The organism is Bradyrhizobium pachyrhizi, from assembly GCF_029714545.1.
GTDB classification, from domain to species: Bacteria; Pseudomonadota; Alphaproteobacteria; order Rhizobiales; family Xanthobacteraceae; genus Bradyrhizobium; species Bradyrhizobium pachyrhizi.
The window spans coordinates 7,641,017-7,662,538 of sequence record NZ_CP121667.1 but is presented as its reverse complement, the minus strand read 5'-3'; the positions used below and the strand labels follow the sequence as shown (position 1 = coordinate 7,662,538).

Annotated in this window: 21 protein-coding genes; 8 read left to right on the top strand and 13 right to left on the bottom strand. The window is 64.8% G+C overall.

Annotated elements, in window-relative coordinates; all coding sequences use genetic code 11:
- Nucleotides 1-80 precede the first annotated feature (80 nt).
- Both QA639_RS36190 and QA639_RS36185 read right to left on the bottom strand, forming a co-directional pair.
- Nucleotides 81-1,427 carry an ABC transporter substrate-binding protein gene (locus QA639_RS36190; RefSeq protein WP_028333493.1) on the bottom strand — a complete coding sequence of 449 codons (1,347 nt, stop codon included), beginning with the start codon at nucleotides 1,425-1,427 and terminating at the stop codon, nucleotides 81-83.
- Between the two features lie 144 nt (nucleotides 1,428-1,571).
- Complete coding sequence (locus QA639_RS36185; protein ID WP_028333492.1) at nucleotides 1,572-2,615, bottom strand: C-terminal binding protein; 1,044 nt, start codon at nucleotides 2,613-2,615, stop codon at nucleotides 1,572-1,574.
- 276 nt (nucleotides 2,616-2,891) lie between these two features.
- On the opposite strand from QA639_RS36185, the gene QA639_RS36180 reads away from it, so the two are divergent.
- Entirely contained in the window at nucleotides 2,892-4,577 is a 1,686-nt protein-coding gene (locus tag QA639_RS36180; protein ID WP_050382746.1) for a methyl-accepting chemotaxis protein, read from the top strand.
- Between the two features lie 85 nt (nucleotides 4,578-4,662).
- Here the strand turns inward: QA639_RS36180 and QA639_RS36175 are convergent, their stop codons facing one another.
- Together QA639_RS36175 and QA639_RS36170 are read right to left on the bottom strand one after the other, a co-directional pair.
- Nucleotides 4,663-5,634 (bottom strand): Bug family tripartite tricarboxylate transporter substrate binding protein, encoded by a 972-nt coding sequence (locus tag QA639_RS36175; protein WP_244978831.1) that lies wholly within the window; start codon nucleotides 5,632-5,634, stop codon nucleotides 4,663-4,665.
- Nucleotides 5,635-5,900: 266 nt separating this feature from the next.
- Nucleotides 5,901-6,284 (bottom strand): nuclear transport factor 2 family protein, encoded by a 384-nt coding sequence (locus tag QA639_RS36170; protein ID WP_038377341.1) that lies wholly within the window; start codon nucleotides 6,282-6,284, stop codon nucleotides 5,901-5,903.
- A 135-nt stretch (nucleotides 6,285-6,419) separates the two neighbouring features.
- On the opposite strand from QA639_RS36170, the gene QA639_RS36165 reads away from it, so the two are divergent.
- A complete protein-coding gene (locus QA639_RS36165) occupies nucleotides 6,420-7,376 on the top strand; it encodes a LysR family transcriptional regulator (protein WP_028333488.1) in 957 nt (318 codons plus the stop codon).
- A 283-nt stretch (nucleotides 7,377-7,659) separates the two neighbouring features.
- Here the strand turns inward: QA639_RS36165 and QA639_RS36160 are convergent, their stop codons facing one another.
- Nucleotides 7,660-8,622, bottom strand: coding sequence for a DMT family transporter (locus tag QA639_RS36160; protein ID WP_028333487.1), 963 nt, complete (start codon nucleotides 8,620-8,622; stop codon nucleotides 7,660-7,662).
- A 218-nt stretch (nucleotides 8,623-8,840) separates the two neighbouring features.
- Nucleotides 8,841-9,686, bottom strand: coding sequence for a hypothetical protein (locus tag QA639_RS36155; RefSeq protein ID WP_028333486.1), 846 nt, complete (start codon nucleotides 9,684-9,686; stop codon nucleotides 8,841-8,843).
- Nucleotides 9,687-9,801: 115 nt separating this feature from the next.
- On the opposite strand from QA639_RS36155, the gene QA639_RS36150 reads away from it, so the two are divergent.
- A complete protein-coding gene (locus QA639_RS36150; protein ID WP_028333485.1) occupies nucleotides 9,802-10,203 on the top strand; it encodes a DUF1330 domain-containing protein in 402 nt (133 codons plus the stop codon).
- 328 nt (nucleotides 10,204-10,531) lie between these two features.
- Here QA639_RS36150 and QA639_RS36145 read toward each other — a convergent pair whose 3' ends face one another.
- Nucleotides 10,532-11,176, bottom strand: a complete 645-nt coding sequence (locus tag QA639_RS36145) for a TetR/AcrR family transcriptional regulator (RefSeq protein ID WP_028333484.1) — start codon at nucleotides 11,174-11,176, stop codon at nucleotides 10,532-10,534.
- 75 nt (nucleotides 11,177-11,251) lie between these two features.
- Between QA639_RS36145 and QA639_RS36140 the strand changes: the two genes are divergently transcribed.
- The gene (locus tag QA639_RS36140) at nucleotides 11,252-11,656 is read left to right on the top strand and encodes a hypothetical protein (RefSeq protein WP_283088557.1); all 405 of its coding nucleotides are present in this window, start codon (nucleotides 11,252-11,254) and stop codon (nucleotides 11,654-11,656) included.
- Between the two features lie 205 nt (nucleotides 11,657-11,861).
- On the opposite strand, the gene QA639_RS36135 is transcribed toward QA639_RS36140, so the two are convergent.
- The 5 genes from QA639_RS36135 to QA639_RS36115 form a co-directional block, all read right to left on the bottom strand.
- Nucleotides 11,862-13,079: an alpha-hydroxy acid oxidase gene (locus QA639_RS36135; RefSeq protein ID WP_346283713.1), complete on the bottom strand. Its 1,218-nt coding sequence runs from the start codon at nucleotides 13,077-13,079 to the stop codon at nucleotides 11,862-11,864.
- 44 nt (nucleotides 13,080-13,123) lie between these two features.
- Nucleotides 13,124-13,933 (bottom strand): MlaD family protein, encoded by an 810-nt coding sequence (locus QA639_RS36130; protein WP_028333481.1) that lies wholly within the window; start codon nucleotides 13,931-13,933, stop codon nucleotides 13,124-13,126.
- Nucleotides 13,934-14,177: 244 nt separating this feature from the next.
- On the bottom strand, nucleotides 14,178-15,110 hold the full coding sequence (locus QA639_RS36125; protein WP_028333480.1) for a DMT family transporter: 933 nt from the start codon (nucleotides 15,108-15,110) through the stop codon (nucleotides 14,178-14,180).
- 319 nt (nucleotides 15,111-15,429) lie between these two features.
- Nucleotides 15,430-15,816, bottom strand: coding sequence for a hypothetical protein (locus tag QA639_RS36120; protein ID WP_283088556.1), 387 nt, complete (start codon nucleotides 15,814-15,816; stop codon nucleotides 15,430-15,432).
- A 413-nt stretch (nucleotides 15,817-16,229) separates the two neighbouring features.
- Nucleotides 16,230-17,003, bottom strand: coding sequence for a helix-turn-helix transcriptional regulator (locus tag QA639_RS36115; RefSeq protein WP_028333478.1), 774 nt, complete (start codon nucleotides 17,001-17,003; stop codon nucleotides 16,230-16,232).
- An 81-nt stretch (nucleotides 17,004-17,084) separates the two neighbouring features.
- On the opposite strand from QA639_RS36115, the gene QA639_RS36110 reads away from it, so the two are divergent.
- Genes QA639_RS36110 through QA639_RS36100 form a run of 3 tightly spaced genes read left to right on the top strand, consistent with a single transcriptional unit; the run spans nucleotide 17,085 to nucleotide 19,322 of the window.
- Nucleotides 17,085-17,741, top strand: coding sequence for an acyl-homoserine-lactone synthase (locus QA639_RS36110; protein WP_051376087.1), 657 nt, complete (start codon nucleotides 17,085-17,087; stop codon nucleotides 17,739-17,741).
- Nucleotides 17,701-19,065 carry a cytochrome P450 gene (locus QA639_RS36105; protein ID WP_283088555.1) on the top strand — a complete coding sequence of 455 codons (1,365 nt, stop codon included), beginning with the start codon at nucleotides 17,701-17,703 and terminating at the stop codon, nucleotides 19,063-19,065. Before QA639_RS36110 ends, QA639_RS36105 begins: the two co-directional genes overlap by 41 nt.
- 38 nt (nucleotides 19,066-19,103) lie before the next feature.
- Nucleotides 19,104-19,322 (top strand): hypothetical protein, encoded by a 219-nt coding sequence (locus tag QA639_RS36100; protein WP_028333476.1) that lies wholly within the window; start codon nucleotides 19,104-19,106, stop codon nucleotides 19,320-19,322.
- 53 nt (nucleotides 19,323-19,375) lie between these two features.
- On the opposite strand, the gene ybaK is transcribed toward QA639_RS36100, so the two are convergent.
- Nucleotides 19,376-19,858, bottom strand: coding sequence for a Cys-tRNA(Pro) deacylase (gene ybaK, locus QA639_RS36095; RefSeq protein WP_028333475.1), 483 nt, complete (start codon nucleotides 19,856-19,858; stop codon nucleotides 19,376-19,378).
- 347 nt (nucleotides 19,859-20,205) lie between these two features.
- Here ybaK and QA639_RS36090 point away from each other — a divergent pair, with 347 nt between their 5' ends.
- Nucleotides 20,206-21,498, top strand: coding sequence for an adenylosuccinate synthase (locus QA639_RS36090; RefSeq protein WP_028333474.1), 1,293 nt, complete (start codon nucleotides 20,206-20,208; stop codon nucleotides 21,496-21,498).
- The last annotated feature ends 24 nt before the right edge of the window (nucleotides 21,499-21,522 follow it).

Below are 21,522 nucleotides of genomic sequence, written 5' to 3'. Positions count from 1 at the left end.
TTAGCACCAGACCCGGAATCTCGAGATTCCGGGTTCGATGCTACGCATCGCCCCGGAATGACAGCGGCTTGAGGTCGATCTTACCGGCCCTGCCGCCGGAAGTACCGCTTGGCGCGCTGTTCGGCTTCCGCTGCGGCGGCCTCGGGCGTTGCGGCGTCGGTCGCGACCGAGGCGCACATCTGCACCAGCACGTAGTCGGCGTTGACGGCGCCGGTCGCGGTCGAGATCGGCCCCTTGTAGCCGTTGTAATAGGGGCTCCGCATCGTGTCCTTGAAGATAGCGACCTTGGGGTCGCTCGACCACACCGCCGCGTCGGCATAGGCCGCCAGCGGTTGCGACCAGTAGCCGGAGTTGGCGTTGAGCCACGGCTCGTACTGTTCGTGCTCGAGCATGAACTGCAGAAATGCCTTCGCCGCGTTGGGATACTTGCTGTGCTTGAACACCATTGCGTTCAAGGTCAGGCCGGACATCGGAGAGGTCGGGGCCAGCCCCTTGATCAGGAACTGATGCGCGGTGTCGTCGGCGATCGCCTTGGTCGCGGGATCGTTCTTCAGCGAGAAATACAGCGAGACGCCGTTTGCGGTCAGGCCGATTTCCTGCGACGAGTAGGCGCGGTTGTTGGAAACGTCGTTCCAGGACGGGGTGCCGGCGATGAAGGTCGGATACAGCTCCTTCAGATATTTCAGCGCCGCGATCGTCTCCTTGCTGTTGATGATGATGTTGCCTTCCTCATCGAGCAGCGCGGCGTTGTGCGACCACAACAGCCAGTTGGCGAAGCCGTTGCCGTCGCCGACCGCGTTGCCGAGTGCGAAGCCCGCGGGCTTGCCGGCCGCCTTCAGCTTCCTGCAGAGTTCGAGGAAGCCGGCGTGGTCCTCCGGCACCTTGTCGAAGCCGGCGGCGTTGACCAGCGACTTGCGGTAGACCAGCGGGCCGCCCGAGGCGCCGAACGGCAGGCCGACCCAGCTCTTCGACTTCGAGCGCATGCCGTACCGGCGCGCCAGCGTGAGCCAGCCGCCATAGCGCTTGTCGAGATAGTCGGCGACATCGGTCAGCTCGATCAGCTTGTCGATATAGATGTGCGGCGCGTCGCCGAAGCCGATGATGATGTCGGGGCCGGCGCCGGAGTTCGAGGTCACGGCGGTCTGCTGGTTGATGTCCTCCCAGCCGACGAAGTCGACCTTGATCTCGACACCGGTCTTGTCGGTGAATTTCTTGGCATTGGCGCGGAACACGTCCTCGTCGGCCTGGACGAAGCGCACCGGCCGCAGCATGCGCAAGGTGGCGTCCTTTTCGATCGGCAGCGACGGCGCCGCTACGTCGGCAGCCTTCACCTTCGATGCCCCCTGCGCCGAAGCGCCGGTGACCGCCAGCGCCGCCGCGGAAGCCCCCAGCACCAGCGCGTCGCGACGCGTGATCTCGTACTTCATGTCGTTCGCACTCCCATTCTTCTTGTTTCGTTGTTGTTTTTCCTTCCCGGCGTTTGGCCGCCGGTGAAGGTGTCTTGGTCTCGTCGCCAGCCGCGCAAAGGGCCCGCAAGAGACGGGCCCCGCACGAAAAAGCGCATTCCCGCCCTAGCTGTTCGGACCGCGATCCATGCTGACGGGCTGCCAGCGGCGCAACGCGGTGTTTTGCAGCACCGACGGGTTGACGCAGCTTACCGGCCACATGCCTTGCAGCACTAGTGACAATTCGTAGCCCACCCGGCGCTTGCGTGCCTCGTCAAAACGTGCCGACGCCGAGGCGACATGGGCGGTCAAGGTAACATTGTCCATCCCGAGCATCGGATTGTTGTGCGACGGGGGCTCCTTTTCCAGCACGTCGAGCGCGGCGTGGGCGATCCAGCCCTCTTGCAGCGCCTTGATCAGCGATTCCTCGTCGACCGTGGCGCCGCGGCCGGTGTTGATGAAGATCGCCGACTTTTTCATCTGGCGAAAATGCTTCTCGGTCAGCATGTGGTGCACTTCAGGCCGCGCCGGCGCGTGCATCGAGACGAAATCCGACTGCGACAGCACCTCGGACAGCGTCGAGGGGATCACGCCGTGGTCGTACATCAGGGTTTCCTGAATGAAGGGATCGTAGGCCACCATCCTGAGGCCGAACGGCGCGGCGCGCTTGGCCACCGCACGGGCGACCCGGCCGAACGAGATGAAGCCGAGCGTCTGGCCCATCAGCCGCGGAATCTTCAAAAGCGCCGGGCGGCCCTCGGCCCAGCGGCCGGTGCGCACCATCTTGTCCTGCTCGACCAGGCGGCGGAAGCCGGCGAGCAGCAGCATCATGGCGTGATCGGCGACCTCCTCGATGAAGGTGTCGGGGATGTTGGTGACGGGAATGCCGCGGGCGGTCGCGGCCTTGACGTCGACCGAGTCGACGCCGACGCTGCCGAGCGTGATCACCTTGCAGTTCTCGAGCGCGTCGATGACCGCCTTGGTGATCGGCATGCCCTTGGCGTAGATCGCGTCCGCGGTGCGTGCCGCGGCGATGAATTCGGCCTCGTTGGCCGGCGCCTCGACGATCTCGGCGCCGATCGGATCGAGCGCCTCGCGCTCATAATCGTAGCCGCCGCCGGCGACCGTGAAGCTCGCGCCCTTCGGCGTGACCACCCTGAATTTCGACATTGTCTGCTCCCGATGTGAGTCTGCTGTTCTTGCTTCTTGCTGGTTTGCTTCTTGATCTTGATTCTTCTTGCTTCTTGGGGCGCGGCTTGCATCACCGCCCTCCCGTGCTTGTACGCGAGCCGCGCTATTCTCTCCACAATTGCCGGTTGGTCCGCGGCCTTATTCTCCGGGCTTCTACGGGGAACCTCCGTAACCATCAAGTAAAGGGTCTCACATTACGGTGCGCGGAATCAATCCGCCAATCGCGTCGCGTTCCCGCCTCTTCTGGAGACCCCCGTGAAGCTGTCAAATCTGAAGATCACCCCCAAGCTCGGCATTCTGGTGGGGGTGACCCTCCTTGGCCTGTGCACGGCCGGCATCCTCGCCGGTCACCTGATGCAGCGTGAGATGATGAATGCGCGCATCGACCAGGCCAAGGCCATCGTCGAGATGGCGAAGAACATGGCGGCGGGCCTGAAGAAGGATGTCGATGCCGGCAAGCTGACCAAGGAAGCGGCACTGGCCGAGTTCGGCAAGCGTGCCAACACCCTGACCTACGACAACGGCGCCGGCTATCTGTTCGGCACCGACTACAGCGGCATCACGGTGCTGGCGCCCGATCCGAAGCAGGTCGGAACCAATCGCATGGACGTCGTGACCAATGGTCGCAAGCTCTCGCAGGAACTGATGGACGGCGTGAAGGCCAAGGGCGAGATCCTGTTGTTCTATGATTATGTGAAGCCCGGCCAGGAGACGCCGATCCGCAAGCTCGGCTACGCCGTCGCGGTCCCTGGCTTCGATATGTATCTCGGCACCGGCGCCTATCTCGACGATATCGATGCCAAGATGCGGCCGATTGCCTGGCTGCTCGGCCTCGCGATCCTCGGCATCGGCATCGTTTCCGGCTCGGTCGCCTGGCTGATCGGCCGCAGCATCTCCCGTCCGCTCAACCTGCTCGGCGCCCGCATGCGCGACATCGCCGACGGCAAGCTCGACGGTGACATCCCCGGCGTCGGCCGCGGTGACGAGGTCGGCGGAATGGCGGCTACGGTTCAGGTCTTCAAGGACAACGCGGTTCGCATCCGCGGCCTGGAACAGGCCGAGGCCGAAACCAAAGAACGCGCGGAGGCCGAGCGCCGTGGTGCGATGGAGAATATCGCCAACGATTTCGAGCGCAGCGTGAACGGCATCGTCCGCACGGTGGCCTCCGCCGCCGCCGGCATGCAGACCACGGCGCAGTCGATGACCGCGACCGCGAGCGACGCCAGCGCGCGGGCCGCGACCGTCGGCGCTGCGTCCGACAGCGCCTCCAACAATGTCGGCACCGTCGCCGCCGCCGCCGAGGAGCTCTCCAGCTCGGTTGCCGAGATCTCCCGCCAGGTGGCGCGCTCCAGCGAGGTCGCGAGCCAGGCGGTGGCCGATGCCGAGCGCACCAACGCGACCGTGCAGGCGCTCTCCACCGGCGCCGAGAAGATCGGCGAGGTGGTCAAGCTGATCCATTCGATCGCAGCCCAAACCAACCTGCTTGCGCTCAACGCCACCATCGAGGCGGCGCGCGCCGGCGAATCCGGCCGCGGTTTCGCGGTAGTCGCCTCCGAAGTGAAGGCGCTGGCCAACCAGACCGCGAAGGCGACCGAGGAGATCTCGGCGCAGGTCGCCGCGATGCAGGCTTCCACCGGCGAGGCGGTGACCTCGATCGGCGGCATCACCGCGACCATCGCGCAGATGAGCGAGATCACGGCCTCGATCTCGACCGCGATCGACCAGCAGGGCGATGCGACGCGCGAGATCGCGCGCAACATCCAGCAGGTCGCGGCCGGCTCGAGCGAGATCTCCGCCCATATCGGCGGCGTCACGTCAGCGGCCGCCGCCACCGGCACCGCGGCCGGGGACGTGCTGTCGAATGCCCGCGAGCTCGACACGCAATCGGGCATGCTGCGCAACGCGGTCGACGAGTTCCTGCAGAAGGTGCGCGCGGCGTAAGGTTTGCGCGATCGATCGACTCCAGCGTGATGCCCGGGCTTCGCCCGGGCATTCGTGTTTTGAGACGCAGCGAAAGGTCGGCCGCCTACTGCTTCTCGATTCCGGCGTCGGCGATCAGCTTTTCCCACAGCACGAGCTGCTCCTTGAGGAACGCCTCGAACTCCTCGGGCGTACCGGAGAATGCCTCCATGCCGCGCTCGGCGAGCTGGCTCTTGATATCCGGCCGCTCGATGATCTTGCGGATCTCCGCATTCAGCCTGACCACGACGTCCTTCGGCATGTTGGCGGGGCCGAGATAGCCCTGCCAGGAGGTGATATCGAAACCCTTCACGGTGTCGTCCATCGTGGGCAGGTCCGGCAGCAGCGCCGACTTCCGCTTGGTGGTGACCGCGAGCGGCTTCAGCACCTTGGCGTTGACGTGCGGCAGCCCGGTCGGCACGTCGATGAACATCATCGAGATGCGGCCGGCGATGACGTCGGTCAGTGCCGGCGGTGAGCTCTTGTAGGGCACATGCAGCAGGTCGATGCCGGCGAGGCGCGCGAAGGTCGCGCCGGAGACGCTCGCCGACGACGAGCCGCTGGCGTAGCTGTACTTGCCCGGATCCTTCTTGGCGAGCGCGATCAGCTCGGCGACCGAGTTCGCCGGGATGTCCGGATGGATCACCAGCATGAAGGGCAGGTCGCCGGTGCGCGCGATCGGCGTGAAATCCTTGATCGGATCGTAGTTCATGGTCTTGAGCAGATACGGATTGGCCGAGTGCGTCGTGTTCGTGGTGACGAACAGCGTGTAGCCGTCGGGGGCGGAGCGGGCGACATAGTTCGCCGCGATCGAGCCGTTGGCGCCGGCCCGGTTGTCGATCACCATGCCGACGCCGAGCGCCACGCCGAGCTCCTTGGAGATCAGCCGTGTCGTGGTGTCGGTGCCGCTGCCAGCGGCAAACGGCAGCACCAGCGTGATGTTGCGGGTGGGATAGGTCTGGGCAAGTGCCGCCCCGGATATCGCCGCAAGCGCGGCGGCGGCTGCGGCCGCCACGCAGCAATATCTTCTGAATCCCATGATCATGTCGTCGTCCCCCCGCGCAGGCCCTGAACAGGCCCATTGCGGCCGAAGCTAGCCCGGCCGCCATGGCCGCGGAAGTCGTGCCGGGAGCAGCCTTTCGCCGCATGGCCACTCCCGGGCCGTCGCAGGGGCGCGCTGCCAAAAATATCGAAAACAACCCCATGCAAAGGAGCCGGGGCGACGGGCGCCCGACCAGACAGCTTGACACGTCGGGCAAATCAGTGGCATATTTCTAATATTCCGAAAATTGGTCGTAAGGGACGCTACGATCCCGCCGGGAAGACCTGCGCGACGTGAAACGCCTTGGTGGTGATGAGCCACCGGCCGTCGATCCGATGAAACACCAGATGGTCGATGAAGCCGGTTTGGCCGGCCCTGACGCGCACCTTGGCGATGGCCAGGTCGGACGCGGTCTGGTCGATGCTGATGATGGCCTCCTCTCGCGGTGATTTCATCGACGCCGGCGAGGGACGGCTGCGGATGAAGTCGCGGAATTCGGCGGCCGACCGCACCGTGTGCTTGCCGTCCCGGACGCCGTGCACGATGCAGGCATCGGCGAAGACGTCGTGGAACCGGCTATCGTCGACGTCGTACATCAGGTTGAAATATCCATCGATCGCGGATGCGATGGCCTCGATGTCGCTCATTGCATGATCTCCTTGGCGGTTGATGTGGCGGTGCCCGCACCGGATCGAACCGGTGATGTGCACCGACAGTGGCCGATATGGTGGCGGAGTGCTACGACTGGGCGGTCATCTCTTGGATGACTGAAAGGCATCGGCATGGACGAAGTTGACGGTCGGCTGGTTGGCGGCCTGGTGGTCCTCGCGGCGCTGGCGGATGCGCGCAGTTTTGGCCGGGCCGCCGAACGGCTCGGCATGACGCAATCCGGGGTCAGCAAGGCGATCGCGAAGCTCGAGGCGCGCCTCGATGCCAGGCTGGTTCACCGCACGAGCCGCGTCGTCGAGCTCACCGAGGAAGGACGCGCGCTATACGAGCGGGTTGCCGCGCATCTGGCGGGGATCGGCGAGGCGGCGGCGGAGACCTCGAAATCGCGCGATGCGGTTCGCGGCAGGCTGCGGGTCAATGTCGACCCGCTGTTCTCCCGCATGGTGCTGTCGCCGAAGCTGAGCGAGTTCCTGCTGCAGAATCCGGGCATGGAGCTGCGTATCGAGACCCGCGACCGGATCGCGGATCTGGTCAGCGACGGTTTTGATCTGGCGGTGCGTTTCGGCGAGCCGACGCCATCGGCGCTGATTGCGCGCCGCGTGCTCGATACGCGCGTGCTCACCGTGGCCTCGCCGATCTATCTCGAACGACACGGCCGGCCGCTTGATCCGCGGGAGCTGGCAAGCCGCGACCATCAGTGCATCCATGCAATCGACGCGTCGACCGGGCGTCCCTTCGATTGGGAGTTTCGGCGCGGCGGCGAGGTCGTGCCGGTCGCGGTCAACGGGCGGCTCACCGTAACCGATTCAGGAACCAAGCTCGGCGCTTGCCTCGCCGGCTTCGGCATCGCGCAGGTGATCGATCTCGGCCTCGACGATCACCTGAGGAGCGGCGCGTTGATCGAGCTGTTTCCGGACTGGCCCGACGAGCGTTTTCCGCTCTACGTCTATTACGCCTCGCGCAACCACGTGCCGGCCAAGGTGAGGCGGTTTATCGACTTCATCACGGAAACGCTGGCGGCAAAGTCGCATTCGCCACGCAAATCCGCCGGCCTGCGCAAGGTAGGCTAGTGTCCCGAATCCGAAGTTCGCATCATTTGCCGCACCTTCGGAGCGAACTTCGGATTCGATAAGAACACTAGCAAAACTTATGATTCTAGTGTGCTTTATGAATGCGAAGTTCGTGAAAATGGCTGCCGCGAAATCGCGCGAACTTCGCATTCAGCACACTTGAGCATTTTCGGTTCTGATCGAATCAGAACCGAAGCTCTGGATTCTTGTTTTGACGCGTTTTCTTCACGCGAACCGGTGCCCACTTCGCTCGAAAACGCTCTAACCATCTCCTCGGCGCCAGCTAGGGCTTCGCCGATGTCTTGGCGGATCCTTGCCGCGAGGCGATGATGACGCCGGCGAGCACCAGCGCGTAGCCGATCAGATGGAACGGCGCGAGCGTCTCGCCGAGCAGCAGGATCGCCATCGCCGAGCCGAACACCGGCACCAGATGAAAGAACGGCGCGGCGCGGTTCGGGCCGATCAGCGCGACGCCGCGGTTGAAGAACAGATAGGCGAGCGTGGACGGGAAGATCAGCGTGTAGCCCAGCGTGGCAAAGGTCAGGACGTCGAGCTTCAGCGTCACGCCGTTTAAGAATTCCCAGGCCGCCACCGGCAGCAGCATCAGCGCACCGCAGCAGGTGGTGAACGAGATCAGCGAGAGCTGATGGATTTTCGGCCGCCGCGGGATCAGCGCCGAATAGAGCCCGAACGACACCAGCGAAGCGCCGAACATGATGTCGCCGCGGTTGAAGCTGATGCTGGCGAGCGCGGAGAAGTCGCCGCGCAGGATGATGGTCAGCACACCGGCCAGCGAGATCGCGATGCCGGCCAGCTGTGCCGGCGTCAGCCGCACGCCGAACAGGATCAGCGACCACAGCGCCACGAACAGCGGCCCCGCGGACTGGATCAGCAGCGCATTCAGCGCCTCGGTGTACTGCATCGCCCAGTAGGAGATCGCGTTGTTGAAGGCGAAGCCGACCGCGGACAACAGCAGCATCAACGGCAGGGCGCTGCGCAGCTTCGGCCAGTCTTGCTTCAGATGCGGCCAGGCGAACGGCAACAGGATCAGGAAGACGCCGAACCAGCGGATCGTGGTCAGCGTGACCGGCGGCACATGGCTGCCGACATGGCGCGCCAGCACGATGTTGGCAGCCCAGAACAGCGACGTCAGGCTGAGCAGCAGATAGGGCTGGTTATTGAGCCAGTTGAGCGGCGAGCGGCGTGGCGTTGTGGCAGGTGCGGGCAAAGCGCGAAGGTCGGTCATTATTTGATGGATGTTGTGCCCGAATCCGGCACGGCGACAAGACGAGAGTGCGGATTGGAGCCATGCGTGGCCGACCAAATCTGTGGCAGCAGACACACCGTCCGAGATGTCATCCTTCCCAGGCGCAAGAATTATCCCCGTCACCCCCGCGCAAAGGCGAAGCCTTTGCGCGGGGGTGACGGGGGTAGTTCCTTGCGTGTGGCTTGAGCCGTCACCGCCTATTTCTGCGGCCCCGACAGCGAGATGTCGCGCTCGGCGCGGAACACGTTGCTGTAGAGATTGGCGATCCATTGCCGTCCGCTGGAGGTGATGTTGAGGTAGCGGATCGCCTTCTGCACATGCGGGGCGACACTGTCCCAGTAGAATCGCGGATAGCGGTCGACGAGATCGGCCGGCGAATCGTAGCCGAGCTGGCGGTTCAGTCCGGCCTCCTCGAATTCGATGTACAGCGCGTTGGCCTTGCGGATGTAGTGGGGATCGCCGAGCTGGCCGATCAGATCGGCGGCCCGCAGCAGGGTGGCCTCTTCGCCGAAATCCTCGTCGTCATCAGGGTCGCTCAGCGGAAAGCGGGTGCCTTCGATGGCACGCACAATGCGCTCCTTGTCGAGCAGGGTGACGCCCTTGAGCCGCTCCATCACGAAGATCTTGGAGCGGTCGACGTGGTAGGACATCAGCGCCGCATCCGACGAGCCGCGCGGCAGGATGATCTTGCGGTCGTCGGCATCGACCAGATAGCCGTCCTGGCCGTCGGCCTCGAACAGCCCGCGCACATAGCCGATGTCATGGGTGAGGCAGGCGATGATGACATGGGCATAATCCTCGGCGCTCATATGCGAGTGCAGCGCACGGCCGCGCAGGATGTCGTGGCCGGCCAGCGTCACCAGCATGGTGTGCTCGACATTGTGATAGAGCGCGTCGCTGTTGCCGATGCATTCGAGCGCGATCCGCGCGATCGAGGGCACCATTTCGACCAGCTGGGTCTGCGAAGAGCCGAACCGGCGCTGCATGTACTCGCCGAGGAATTTGCCGAGCGCGTCGGCCGCTAGTTCTGGAAGGGTCATCACGGCTTTGACCTCCGAGAGCTGGCCTGAGTTTACGGCCCGGCGGTATTTCAGGCTAGTCCCGCGATGTGACATAATCGTTGCGGCCGGACCGAGGTGCCTTGGGCGGGAGCGGGTGATGGGTGTCGATCTCTTGAACGTCAAAGGCTTGAACGAGCTGGACCGCGAGGCGCCGGTCGTGATGGTCAATCTGATGCGGTTTCGCGCGCGCTCGCTCGACGGCGACGGCTCGGGCTGGGATGCCTATTTGCGCTACAGCGCGCTTACCGTCCCGATGATCAAGGCGCGCGGCGGCACGCTGCTGTGGACCGGCAGCGCCGAGACTGTCGCGCTGGGCGAGCCGGCCGGTCAGCGCTGGGATTATCTCGCGCTGGTCTACTACCCGAGCGTCGCCGCCTTCATCGACATGATGACCTCGGCCGACTACGAAGACCGCTGCGACCCGCATCGCCGCAACGGCTGCGAGGAGCACGTCATCATCGCGACGCGCGAGGCCTACAGCAAGTTCAAGGTGGGGTGAGGGAGTAGCGCGCGCCGTGCCTGGCGGCATGCTCAGATCTATCACCGTCACCCTGAAGTGCGAGCGGAGCGAGCCTCGAAGGATGAGGGGACTGAAGGCGGGACAACATGTCCGACGTCGTCCCTGCGAAAGCAGGGACCCATAACCACAGGGTTTAATTGTTGAGGAAGGCTGTGGCCCCAGCCCTGCGCAACAATGGCCTTCGGTGGTTATGGGTCCCGGCTTTCGCAGGGACGACATTGAATATTTGGCGCCGCTCCTCCGCCATATATTCACATTCTCTGAGGAGCGCGCGTCTCGAAGGGTCGACGGCCCGACCGGGGCCGATTCATCCTTCGAGGCTCGCTTCGCCAGCGCCTCGGGATGACGGGCCCAAAAGCGGCGCAAGTGCTGCGTGGCAGGCTGCTTGCACCAGCCGGCAGACCTCATCCTTCGACCGCCCCGCGCTCAGCGACGCGAAGGTCGGATAGCTTGTCAGCGCGAAGATCAGGTCGACCGCGTCCTGGCGGGCCTGCAATGATGCGCTCTTGCCCGCGATGCGGTCGATCAATCCGGTGACGCCGCGGCGGCGGCGCTCGTTGCGCTCGCGCACGGCCTCGGCGAATTCGGGATCGGTCGCCATCGCGTCGTGCAGCCGGCCGACTGCGGAATCCCGGCTCCAGAATCCGCAGAAGATCTCGACCATCCGGTCGAGCGCGGCGCGCGGATCGGTCATCGTCATGGCGTCGGCGAGCTGGTGCAGCCCGCCATGGCGCGCGATCTCGTCGAACACCGCCTCGAGCAGCCCGCGCCGCGAGCCGAACTGGTTGTAGACGGTCAGCCGGGTCACGCCGGCCACTTTCGCCACCGTATCCAGCGAGAAGCGCGCGATGCTCTCGTCGCGCAATGTGCGCGAGGCGGCCTCGATCACGCGCTCGCGGGTTTCGGCGGCGGCGGCGCTGCGCGCCGGGCTCACATAGCTGCGCGGCGGCATCGGTTTGCCTTGCTTTCGTCAGATTGACTATACATGATGTATATCTAATTTCCAATGCCCATCCGGAGCGACATCATGCAGACCGCCCTCATCATAGCGCTGTCCCTTCACGTCCTGTCATCGGTGTTTTGGGCCGGCTCGAGCTTCACCCTGGCGCGCACCGGCGGCCTCGGCGGCGAAAAGCTGCTGTTTCCGCAAATCGGCGCCGCGACGGTCGCGATCGTGACCGGCGCCACGCTCTGGCGCCTGGTCCATGAAGGCTCGTTCGCCCTGCCGGAGCAGATCTTGGCCGGTGGCGCGATCGCAGCATTGGCCGCGGTCGCAGTGCAGATTATCGACGGCGGCGGCGCGGTCCGGCAGTTGCGCAGCAGCGCGGGCGATACCTCAGCCGCGCGCTCGCGGCTGGCGGTCGCCCAGCGCATCGCCGCCGGGCTGCTCGCGGTCACCGCGCTGTGCATGGGCGCGGCGCGCTATGCGTGAGCCTGGAGCCTTTCCCGTTCCGCTAGAATCGGAACGGGGCTCTAGATTCTTGTTGTGACGCGTTTTCTTCACGCGAACCGGTATCCGCTTCGCTCGAAAACGTTCTAAAGCGCGATGAGATTAGGTTGAATCGTCATCGCGCCTTAGCTCTTTGTTTGAGCATGATCTTTTCGGAAAACCGCTTCGCACTTTTCCGGATCATGCTTTAGAACTTCCGCACCAGGTCCGGGGTGATCTCCTTCAGGCTGCGGATGCCGAGCAGCGCGAGATCGCGGTCGATCTCGGCATGCAGCAGCGAGATCGCGCGCGCCACGCCGGCCTCGCCGGCGACCACGGCGGCATAGAGGAACGGCCGGCCGACCCAGACGAAGTCCGCACCGAGCGCCAGCGCCTTGATCACGTCGGTGCCGCGGCGGATGCCGCCATCGACCATCACGGTCATGTTGCCCTTCTGCGCCGCGATCTCCGGCAGCGTGCGCAAGCCGGAGACGGTGTAGTCGAGCTGGCGGCCGCCATGGTTGGAGACCATGACGCCGTCGCAGCCATGCTCGCGCGCCAGCCGGGCGTCTTCCGGCGCGATCAGTCCCTTGACCACGAGCTTGCCGCGCCAGCGCTTGCGGATCAGCTCGACATGCTTCCAGGCCAGCTGGTCGCGGCTGCCGATGTTGCGCATCAGGTTCTTGGACAGCACCGGCGGGCCCTGCTTGGCGTCCATGTTCTCGAAATGCGGCATGCCGTGATTGAACACGGTGCGCGCCCAGGTGTTGAGCAGCCAGTCGGGATGGGTGATGGTGTCCCAGAACACCCGCGGCGTGATCTCGAGCGGCACCTGGAAGCCGTTGCGGATATTGTTCTCGCGGTTGGGCGGCACCGGCACGTCGGCGGTGACGACGAAGGTGTCGTAGCCGGCGGCGGCGACGCGGTCGACCAGCGGCTCGATCCGCTCGGGAAGGCCGGCGAGATAGGCCTGGTACCAGGCCGAAGGATTGGCGGCGCGAACGTCCTCCAGCGTGATCAGCGAGGAGGCCGACAGGATCATCGGGATGTTGGCGGCGACCGCGGCGCGCGTCAGCACGATGTCGCCGCGATAGGCGCACAGCGCGGACGAGCCCATCGGCGGAATGCCGAACGGCGAGGCGTAGCTCTTGCCGAACAGCGTCGTGGTCTGGTCGCGGCCCGAGACGTCCTGCAGCACCCGCGGCACGAAGCCGTATTCCTCGAACGCCCGGCGATTGTCGCTGCGCGCCGCGTCGGTCTCGGCGCCGCCGGAGATGTAGCCGTAGAGGAATTTCGGCAGCAGTCGCCGCGCCTGCGGCTCGAAATCGTCGAGCGTGAGATAGCGCCGCAGATGCCGCGGTACGGCGGGTGCTGCGCGGTTGACGGTTGCGGGAGGCGGAGAGGGGGCTGCGGTCCGGTCGTGCACGTTGAGCGTTTCCGTTGTTCTTGGTTCTTGGTCGGAAGGCCAGACTAGCGCCTGCCGGCGGGCCGGACAAATTTCTCGTTGAACTTGTTGACGGACTGGCTGACGTCGCTGAGCGTCCTGCGGGTCTCGGCGATCATGGCGTTGGATTTCTTGTCGAAGCTCTGGATCAGCTCGCGCAGCGAAATCACGGTCGGCAGCAATTCGCCGCCATATTTGTCGCTGCCGAAGCTTTTCAGGAACTTGTCGGCCGAGTTCATCTTGGCGTCGACCGCGCTGATGCCGTCGTCGGCGGCGTCGATGAAGCCGGCGATCAGCTCGCCATTGCCGGACAGCGAATTGGTGAAGTTCTCGAGCCCGAGCAGCGAGTCCTTGATGTCGGCCTCGTTCTCGCTGATGACGCGGTCGACATTGCGCAGCGCGACCCGCAGCTTCTCCTGGATCCCCATCGTGCCTTCGGCGTCGGCCGTCAGCTCGGGAATGCCGTCGGCGCCGAGCGTCGGCGGCGGCGCATCGTCGGTGCCGCCGGTGAAGGAGATCGAGGCGATACCGGTCAGGCCCTGGAATTCGAGGCCGGCCTGGGTGTCCTTCTTGATCGGGGCGTTGCCTTCGATCCGCGTCATCGCCACCACGCGGTGCCGGTCGAGCCTGATCGAGACCACCTCGCCGATCCGCACGCCGGCGAAGTTGACGCTGCCGCCGCGGCGCAGGCCCGAGGCCGAGCCCTCGAAGATGACGCGGAACGGCACCATCCGCTTGATGCCGGCATAGCGCTGATAGCCCAGCCAGCCGCCGAGCGAGCCGGCGACCAGGGCCAGCGTCAGGGTGCCGATCAAGAGATTGCTGGCGCGCGCCATGCGTAAAACCCGTCTGCGAAGCAGACCTCAAGAGATAGCGGATTTGCCGCCGATAGTCACCGCATCCCCTTCTTCCACCTCGCCCCGCTTGCGGGGAGAGGTCGGATCGCATCGAAGATGCGATCCGGGTGAGGGGGAGTTTCCGCGAATTCATCTCGCTCCGTCTTTGCGGAGCGAGCCCCTCACCCTGACCCTCTCCGTAAGAACGGGGAGAGGGAAGGATGGAGACGTGCTCTTCCGACAGTCACGCCGCCGACTGCCGCCGCGACGCCGCGAACACGCCGGCCAGCACCAGCGCGAAGCCGATGAAATGGAAGGCCTGCGGATGCTCGCCGATGAACACGATCGACATGATGGTGCCGAACACCGGAACCATGTGGAAGAACGGCGCGGCCCGGTTGGCGCCGATCAGCTGCACACCGCGGTTGAAGCACAGATAGGCCAGTGTCGAGGGGAACACCGCGACATAGAACAGCGACAGCAGATTGTTGATCGTGAGCTGCATCACCGGACGCGCGCCGAGTTCCCAGATGTAGAGCGGGATCAGGACCAGCGCGCCGCAGCCGAAGGTGAAGGCGGCGACCGACAGGCCGTGGATGTTGGGCCGCTTCAGGGTCAGCACCGAATACAGCGCGAAGATCACCAATGCGATGATGAAGATCAGATCGCCCTTGTTGAACTCGATCTTCGACAGCGTCGTGAGATCGCCGTGCAGCAGGATCACCAGCACGCCGGCGAGCGACAGCAGCACGCCGAACAATTGCGCCAGCGTCAGCCGTGCGCCGAGCAGGATCAGCGACCACAACGCGACCACCAGCGGTGCCGCGGATTGCAGCAGCAACGTGTTGAGCGCCTGGGTGTGCTCCAGCGCCCAGTATTGCAGCGTGTTGAAGGCGCTGATGCCGGTGATCGACATCAGCACCATGATGCCGAGATTGTTGCGGATCACCGGCCAGTCGCGAACGAGGTGCTTCCAGGCAAACGGCAGGATGATCAGGAATGCCGCCGACCAGCGCAGGAACGACAGCGTCACCGGCGGAATGTGGCCGGCGGCGAGGCGGCCGACGATCGCATTGCCGGCCCAGCATGTCGCGGTGATGCAGAGCAGCAGATAGGGCTGGTTGGCGATCCAGGAGCCGGCCGCAGGCGTTGATGTGGTGGAATCGGAGGCAGACATAAAGAGGGCCCGGGTTCACGACGCCGCGGCCTGCCCGGCTGGCACCGCCGGGCCGGTATGGCTCTCCCCGGCTCGGATCACAGACACGGATTTCGTCATTCCATCAATGGGGATAGACGCATCGCGACCATGCGCGAAGGCCCCTTCACCAAGGCGGCCTGACGGCGCCTGGCCGGGCCAGCCCCGCGCCGGTCGCGCAGGGAATCGAACGCTTGGTCCTAAAGCATGATCCGGAAAAGTGCGAAGCGGTTTTCCGAAAAGATCATGCTCAAACAAAGAGCTAAGGCGCGATGACGATTCAACCTAATCTCATCGCGCTTTAGCCGGTCTCCGGCGGCGTGGTCTGGCGCTTGACGATCTGCTCGGCGAGCTCGATCAGGATCCGCTTGGTGTCGGGGTCCTGCACGTCGCGAAACACCCGCAGCATGCGCAGTTCGAGCAGGGACTGAAGCGATTCCGCCGTCTGGCCGGCTTGCGTCGGCGCTGCCGTGACCGGCCGGCAGTTGAGGATGTCGGCGGCGATTCCGAGCATCTCCGCGACCGTCGCCAGGCGACCGGTATCGATCTTCACCGTGCCGTCGACGCTGTTCTTTTGCCGGGAGGCGCCGGCGCACAGGATCTCGGCGAGATCCGCCTGCGACAGCCCGATTGCGCGCCAGCGCGCCTGCACCAATTGGTCGATCTGGTCGTCCTGTGATGTGCTCATGATGCGTTCAGACCATCTCCAGCTGGGTCCGTGGACAGCATTTCCGCTACGAAAGTTGGTAGCAAATGAACCGGCGGTTCGTCGCGATGGGACTTCTACGGATCATGCGGCTGGACAACGGGTCCTGCCGTACCGGGCAATGCGCAGGATGATCCGCGCCTCTACGCCAGCCGGGCAGTCGTGCCGGACGGGCACCGGAGTGCGCACCCTGGTCCGGGATGCTCGCGTCAGCGTCATCCGGCCCCGGCCCTTATTATCAAGACCGTGCGCGAATGCAATCAGGGGGCGACTGGGAGCATGAGCCCAACCCGGATGTGTGACCGCGCCATGTATCGCGGTGTTTGGTCCTGGCAGGGCGATGCGGCCGGCATGGCGGCAGCCCCGGGAGCACCGCCATGGCTGCGCGGCGCCGCTCACAAATCGATGATTCCGAGCGCGATGCTCTTGGCCACCCCATGGGTCTTGTTGGATGCCTCGAGCTTGCGCAGCGCCTGCTTGATGAAGCCTTCCACCGTCTCCGGTGAAATGCCGAGGATCTGCGCGGTGTCGGCCACGGTCTTGCCGCGCGCCGCCCAGGCGATCACTTCCTTTTCCCGCCCGGTGAGCTTGATGGTTTCGGCGGCGTCCGCGGGCTTGAGGATGGTCGGCGCGTTGCGCTGGTCGCGGTTGACGATGTCCATCGCCCGCTGCACCCAATAGATCATCAACAGATGCAGTTCATGGCGATGGCAGACGAACAGCTTGTCGAAGTCGCGCGGCTTGTCTTCCCAGAAGAACACCGTCGAGCTCGAATGCACCGCGCCGAGCCGGTCGCGATAGTGGAAGGGAACGACGAAGCCGTCCTTGAATCCGAACTCCCGGGCGGCATCCATCGTCTTGACCTCGGGCGGTCGCTTGCGTCCGCTTCGCTCCGGCAGCTTCAGGCTGCTCCAGCTGAACGGCGTGTTGGTGCGTCGTGACCGCGCCAGCGCCGGATCGGCATGAACGAACTCGTTCTGCACATACGCCCGCTTCCAGGCGTCGGGAAATGTGCCGATATGATAGGGCAGATCAAGGTCGGGCCGGCCGGCATCGACAAAGGCAAAGCCCGAGAAGCCGTAATTCTGGACAACGCGGTGCAATGACGAGCTGAGCTCGTCGATGGTATCCGACGCCTCGATGGTCGAAATCGCGTCTACCAGGCCCATTGACGAAAACCCCCGGTTTTAGGGGGTACCACAGTTAACCCCTTTTGTTCCAGATGTTCCCGCATTTGGAGGAAGGGACAAATGCTTCATTCATTGGACGGCTACCACGCCCTCATCACCAGGGAAGAGCTCGATCCGGCGCATGTCGGGGCGATGTTGCGGCTGCGCAAGCGCCTGTTCGTCGATCATTGCGGCTGGCTCCTGACCACGGTCGGGGAAGTCGAACGCGATCAGTTCGACTGCTGGTATACCGAGCACTGCCTGTTGTTCTCCGGCGTCGAGCTCGTCGGCGGCTTCCGCGCGATCCGCACCGATTATCCCTATCTCACCAAGTCGGTCTTCCCGCAGCTTGCGCTGCGCCGCTTTCCGGCCAGCCGCGACGCCTGGGAGATCAGCCGTTTCGGCGTGCTGCCGAACGTTGCGAGGTCGCAGGCCGCACGCGTGAACTACGCGCTGATGTTTCGCTTCGCCGAGCTGCGCGGAGCGAAGGCGCTCGTGGCGCTGGCTGATCTCTCCTATGAGCGCTTTCTCACCCGCATGGACATCCGCACCCGCCGCTACGGCCCGCCGCAGGTGATCGGCAATGATCGCATGGGCCGCCCGCTGACGGCGCTCGCCGGAGAAATCCCGCTCGGTCCCGCCGCCAATCCCGGCCTGACCAAATTCCTCGACCTTGGACGGCAATTGGAGATCCACGATGCTTCACATGTTCTCGGACGTTCGAGCATTCCAGCGTGATCCGCTGCGTCTGCTGCTGACGCGCGGCAACGAGTCCGCGCTGGGGCTGGTGCCGTTGCAGCTCGGCCCTGCGCCGGTCTTCCTGGTGAACGATCCGGATCTGCTCCGCCCGATCCTCAAGGCGCCGGAGACCGACATCGGAAAGGGCAAGCTGATCAAGAAGCTGACGCCGGTGCTCGGCCGCAGCTCGCTGATGTTGAGCGGCGAGGAGCACAAGCGGCGGCGAGCGGTGCTGCAGAAGCACATGGCCAAGGGCAGCGTCGAGAAATTCCTGCCGCATATGTGCGCCGAGATCCGCGCGGTCGGCGCCAGCCTGGCGCGGCTCGGATCGTTCGATCCGCACCATGTCACCGCGATGCTGGCGCTGCGGACGATCTGCGTCGCGATCTTCGGCTCTCAGGTGATGTCGTCCGGCGACGAGGAAGCCCTGGTTCAGGCGGTGGGCGCGATCGAGGACGATCTGGCGGAAGAGATGTTCCGAGCGTTGCCGTTCGGTCCGGTGGCCTGGTATCGGCGGCGCAAGAACCGGGTCTGCGCCAAGCTTGCCATGTCCACGGTGGTGCAACGCCTGCGCCGCAAGGCCGGCTCGAGCAGCGCGCTGCGCGATCTCGAGGCGCTCGGCCTGACCGATCGCGATCTCGAGGACGAGATCCTGACATTGCTGCTGGCCGGCCATCACACCACAGGTTCGACTGCGGCGTGGATGTTCTACCAGATGGCCGCCGATCCCGCCCTGATGGACGAGATTGCCGACGAGGCGGCGGAGTGCCTCGGCGACGACGGCGAGCTGCGGCTCGACGCGGTGAAGCGCGCCAATCTGAGCGCGACGCTGGTCAAGGAGGTCTGCCGGCTCTATCCCAGCGCCTGGTGGTTCTCGCGCGAGGTGATGCAGCCGGTGACGATCGGCGGGCGCGATCTCAAGGTCGGCACCTCGCTGTTGATCTGCCCCTGGCAGCTGCAGCGCGACCCCCGGCATTTCGAGAATCCGGACCGCTTCCTGATGACGCGGCGCTACAACACCGATGCCTACATCCCGTTCGGCGCCGGTCCGCGCGCCTGCGCCGGGATGGGGGTTGCGATGCTCGAGCTGCAACTGCTCGCGCTCGAGATCGCCGCGGCCTATCGCTTCACCGGCGTCACTCCGAATCCGGCGCCGTGGCCGAAGGCCTCGGTGACGCTGATTCCGCCGCCGATGGCCATCGAGATCGAAGTCCGCGAGATGCGCCGGCGCATCCCGCTTCTCGGCGACGAAGCCGGGCATCTGCCGTACATCCCACCCGTGGGTGCGGCGTCCATCAGCACACTACAATCGGTATCCCAATGACAACTCAACTAACAACGGCCAGCGCCGGGCAAAGGGCCATGGATCAAGTGCAAGTGCGCAGTTTGCGCGACGTCATCGCTGTCTTGATCGAGCAGCGCAGCATCGTGAAGGCGGCCGGCGCAAGCTTTGCCGCGCATCTGCTCGACCTCGCGATCATGCAGCTGCGGCTCAACGTCAACGATATTACGGCGGAGGAATTATCCGGTCTGTCCGACTTCGTCGGCGCCGAGTTCATGAGGGACAAATCCTCGCATTGATCGCGGCGACCGGTCTTCGGATCGGTCTCGCGCAGGATCGGTCTTGCGCAGGCTCAGTCCTGCGTCGCCACCAGCGCCTTCATCGTGGCGCCGGCGGCAAGCGCGGCGTCGTTCGGATCAATCTCGATCTGCAGGCCGCGCTGGCCGCCATTGACGAAGACCGTGACGTGGGTGAGGGCGGTCTCGTCGATCGCGGTCGGCACCTTCTTCTTCTGGCCGAACGGGCTGATGCCGCCGACATGATAGCCGGTCAGCCGCTCGGCATCGGCCGGGCGCATCATCCTGGCCGACTTGCCGCCGAGGGCGGCGGCAAGCTTCTTCATGCTGACCTCGCAGTCGGACGGCACCACGGCGCAGACCGGCTTGCCGTCGACCTCCGCCATCAGCGTCTTGAGCATGCGATTCGGGTCGACGCCGAGCGCCTCGGCCGCCTGCAGCCCGATGCTCTCGGCGCTGGAATCGTAGACATAGGTGTGAAGCTTGAAGGCAATGCCGAGCTTGCGCAGCGCCATCGTCGCTTGGGTGGAATTGGGCATGGACCCTGCCGGTTAATCTAGGTGAATGATCGCCGTAACAGGAGCTGCGATCAATCCACAGCACGTCCGGCGTCACGTTGCCGTAACATTAAATTCCCGCCAGCCCGGCGCGGCCGGGCGCAGCATGGAATTTAATGGGGATATCAAAGGGTTGTAGGTCGTCTAAAAGGCGTAAACGAGCCCCTTCTTGCTTGCGCAGCCGAGCCGCTTCCTTTATCCGGTAGGCGCCTTGCGTGCGCGCGGCCGGGCGTCGCGATTTAGGCTGGGCATATCAATGCAGGTCGCTGTGGGCGGACGCGTTTTCGCCGCGATCATGGTCTGAAACACCTGAAGGGAATATCTTCGCAATGGCCAATGTTGTCGTCGTCGGCGCCCAATGGGGTGACGAAGGGAAGGGCAAGATCGTCGACTGGCTGTCGGAACAGGCCGACATCGTCGTGCGCTTCCAGGGCGGCCACAATGCCGGCCATACGCTCGTGATCAATGGCGAGACCTACAAGCTGGCGCTCCTGCCCTCCGGCGTGCTGCGCCCGAACAAGCTCGCGGTGATCGGCAATGGCGTGGTGTTCGATCCGCAGGCCTTCCTCGACGAAGTCGCCAAGCTGAAGGGGCAGGGCGTGGCGGTCGGACCGGACAATCTGCGGATCGCCGAGAACGTCACGCTGATCCTGCCGCTGCATCGCGAGCTCGACGCCTTGCGCGAATCGTCCAACGCCATCACCTCGATCGGCACCACCCGCCGCGGCATCGGCCCGGCCTATGAGGACAAGGTCGGCCGCCGCGCCATCCGCCTGATGGACCTCGCCGACCTCGACACCCTGCCGCACAAGATCGAACGCCTGCTGGCGCATCACAATGCGCTGCGCCGCGGCCTCAACCTCGCGGAGATCGACGGCAAGAGCATCCTGAGCGACCTGTCGGCGATGGCGCCGAAGCTGTTGCCCTATGCCGAGACGGTGTGGCGGCTGCTGGACCTCAAGCGCCGCGAGGGCAAGCGCATCCTGTTCGAGGGCGCGCAGGGCGCGCTGCTCGACGTCGACCACGGCACCTATCCCTATGTGACGTCGTCCAACACGGTGGCGGCGCAGGCCGCGACCGGCACCGGCCTCGGCCCGGGCGCGGTCGGCTATGTGCTGGGCATCTGCAAGGCCTACACCACCCGGGTCGGCCAGGGTCCGTTCCCGACCGAGCTGAACGACGAGATCGGCGAGGAAATCGGCCGCCGCGGCAAGGAATTCGGCGTTAATACTGGACGCAAGCGCCGGGTCGGCTGGTTCGATGCCATGCTGGTGCGACAGACTGTCCGCACCTGCGGAATTGCCGGGCTGGCGCTGACCAAGCTCGATATTCTCGACGGGTTCGACAGCATCAAGGTCTGCATCGGCTACAAGCTCGACGGCAAGGAAATCGACCATCTGCCGGCGGGCGAGGGCGCGCAGGCCCGCGTCGAGCCGATCTATGAGATCATCGAGGGCTGGAAGCAGCCGACGGCCAATGCGCGGTCCTGGGCGGACCTGCCGGCCCAGGCCATCAAGTACGTTCGCCGGGTCGAGGAATTGGTGGGGTGTCCGATCGCCCTGCTGTCCACCAGCCCGGAGCGTGAAGATACTATTCTGGTACAGAATCCGTTCGAGGCTTAACGGGATATTACCTATATCCCTCCA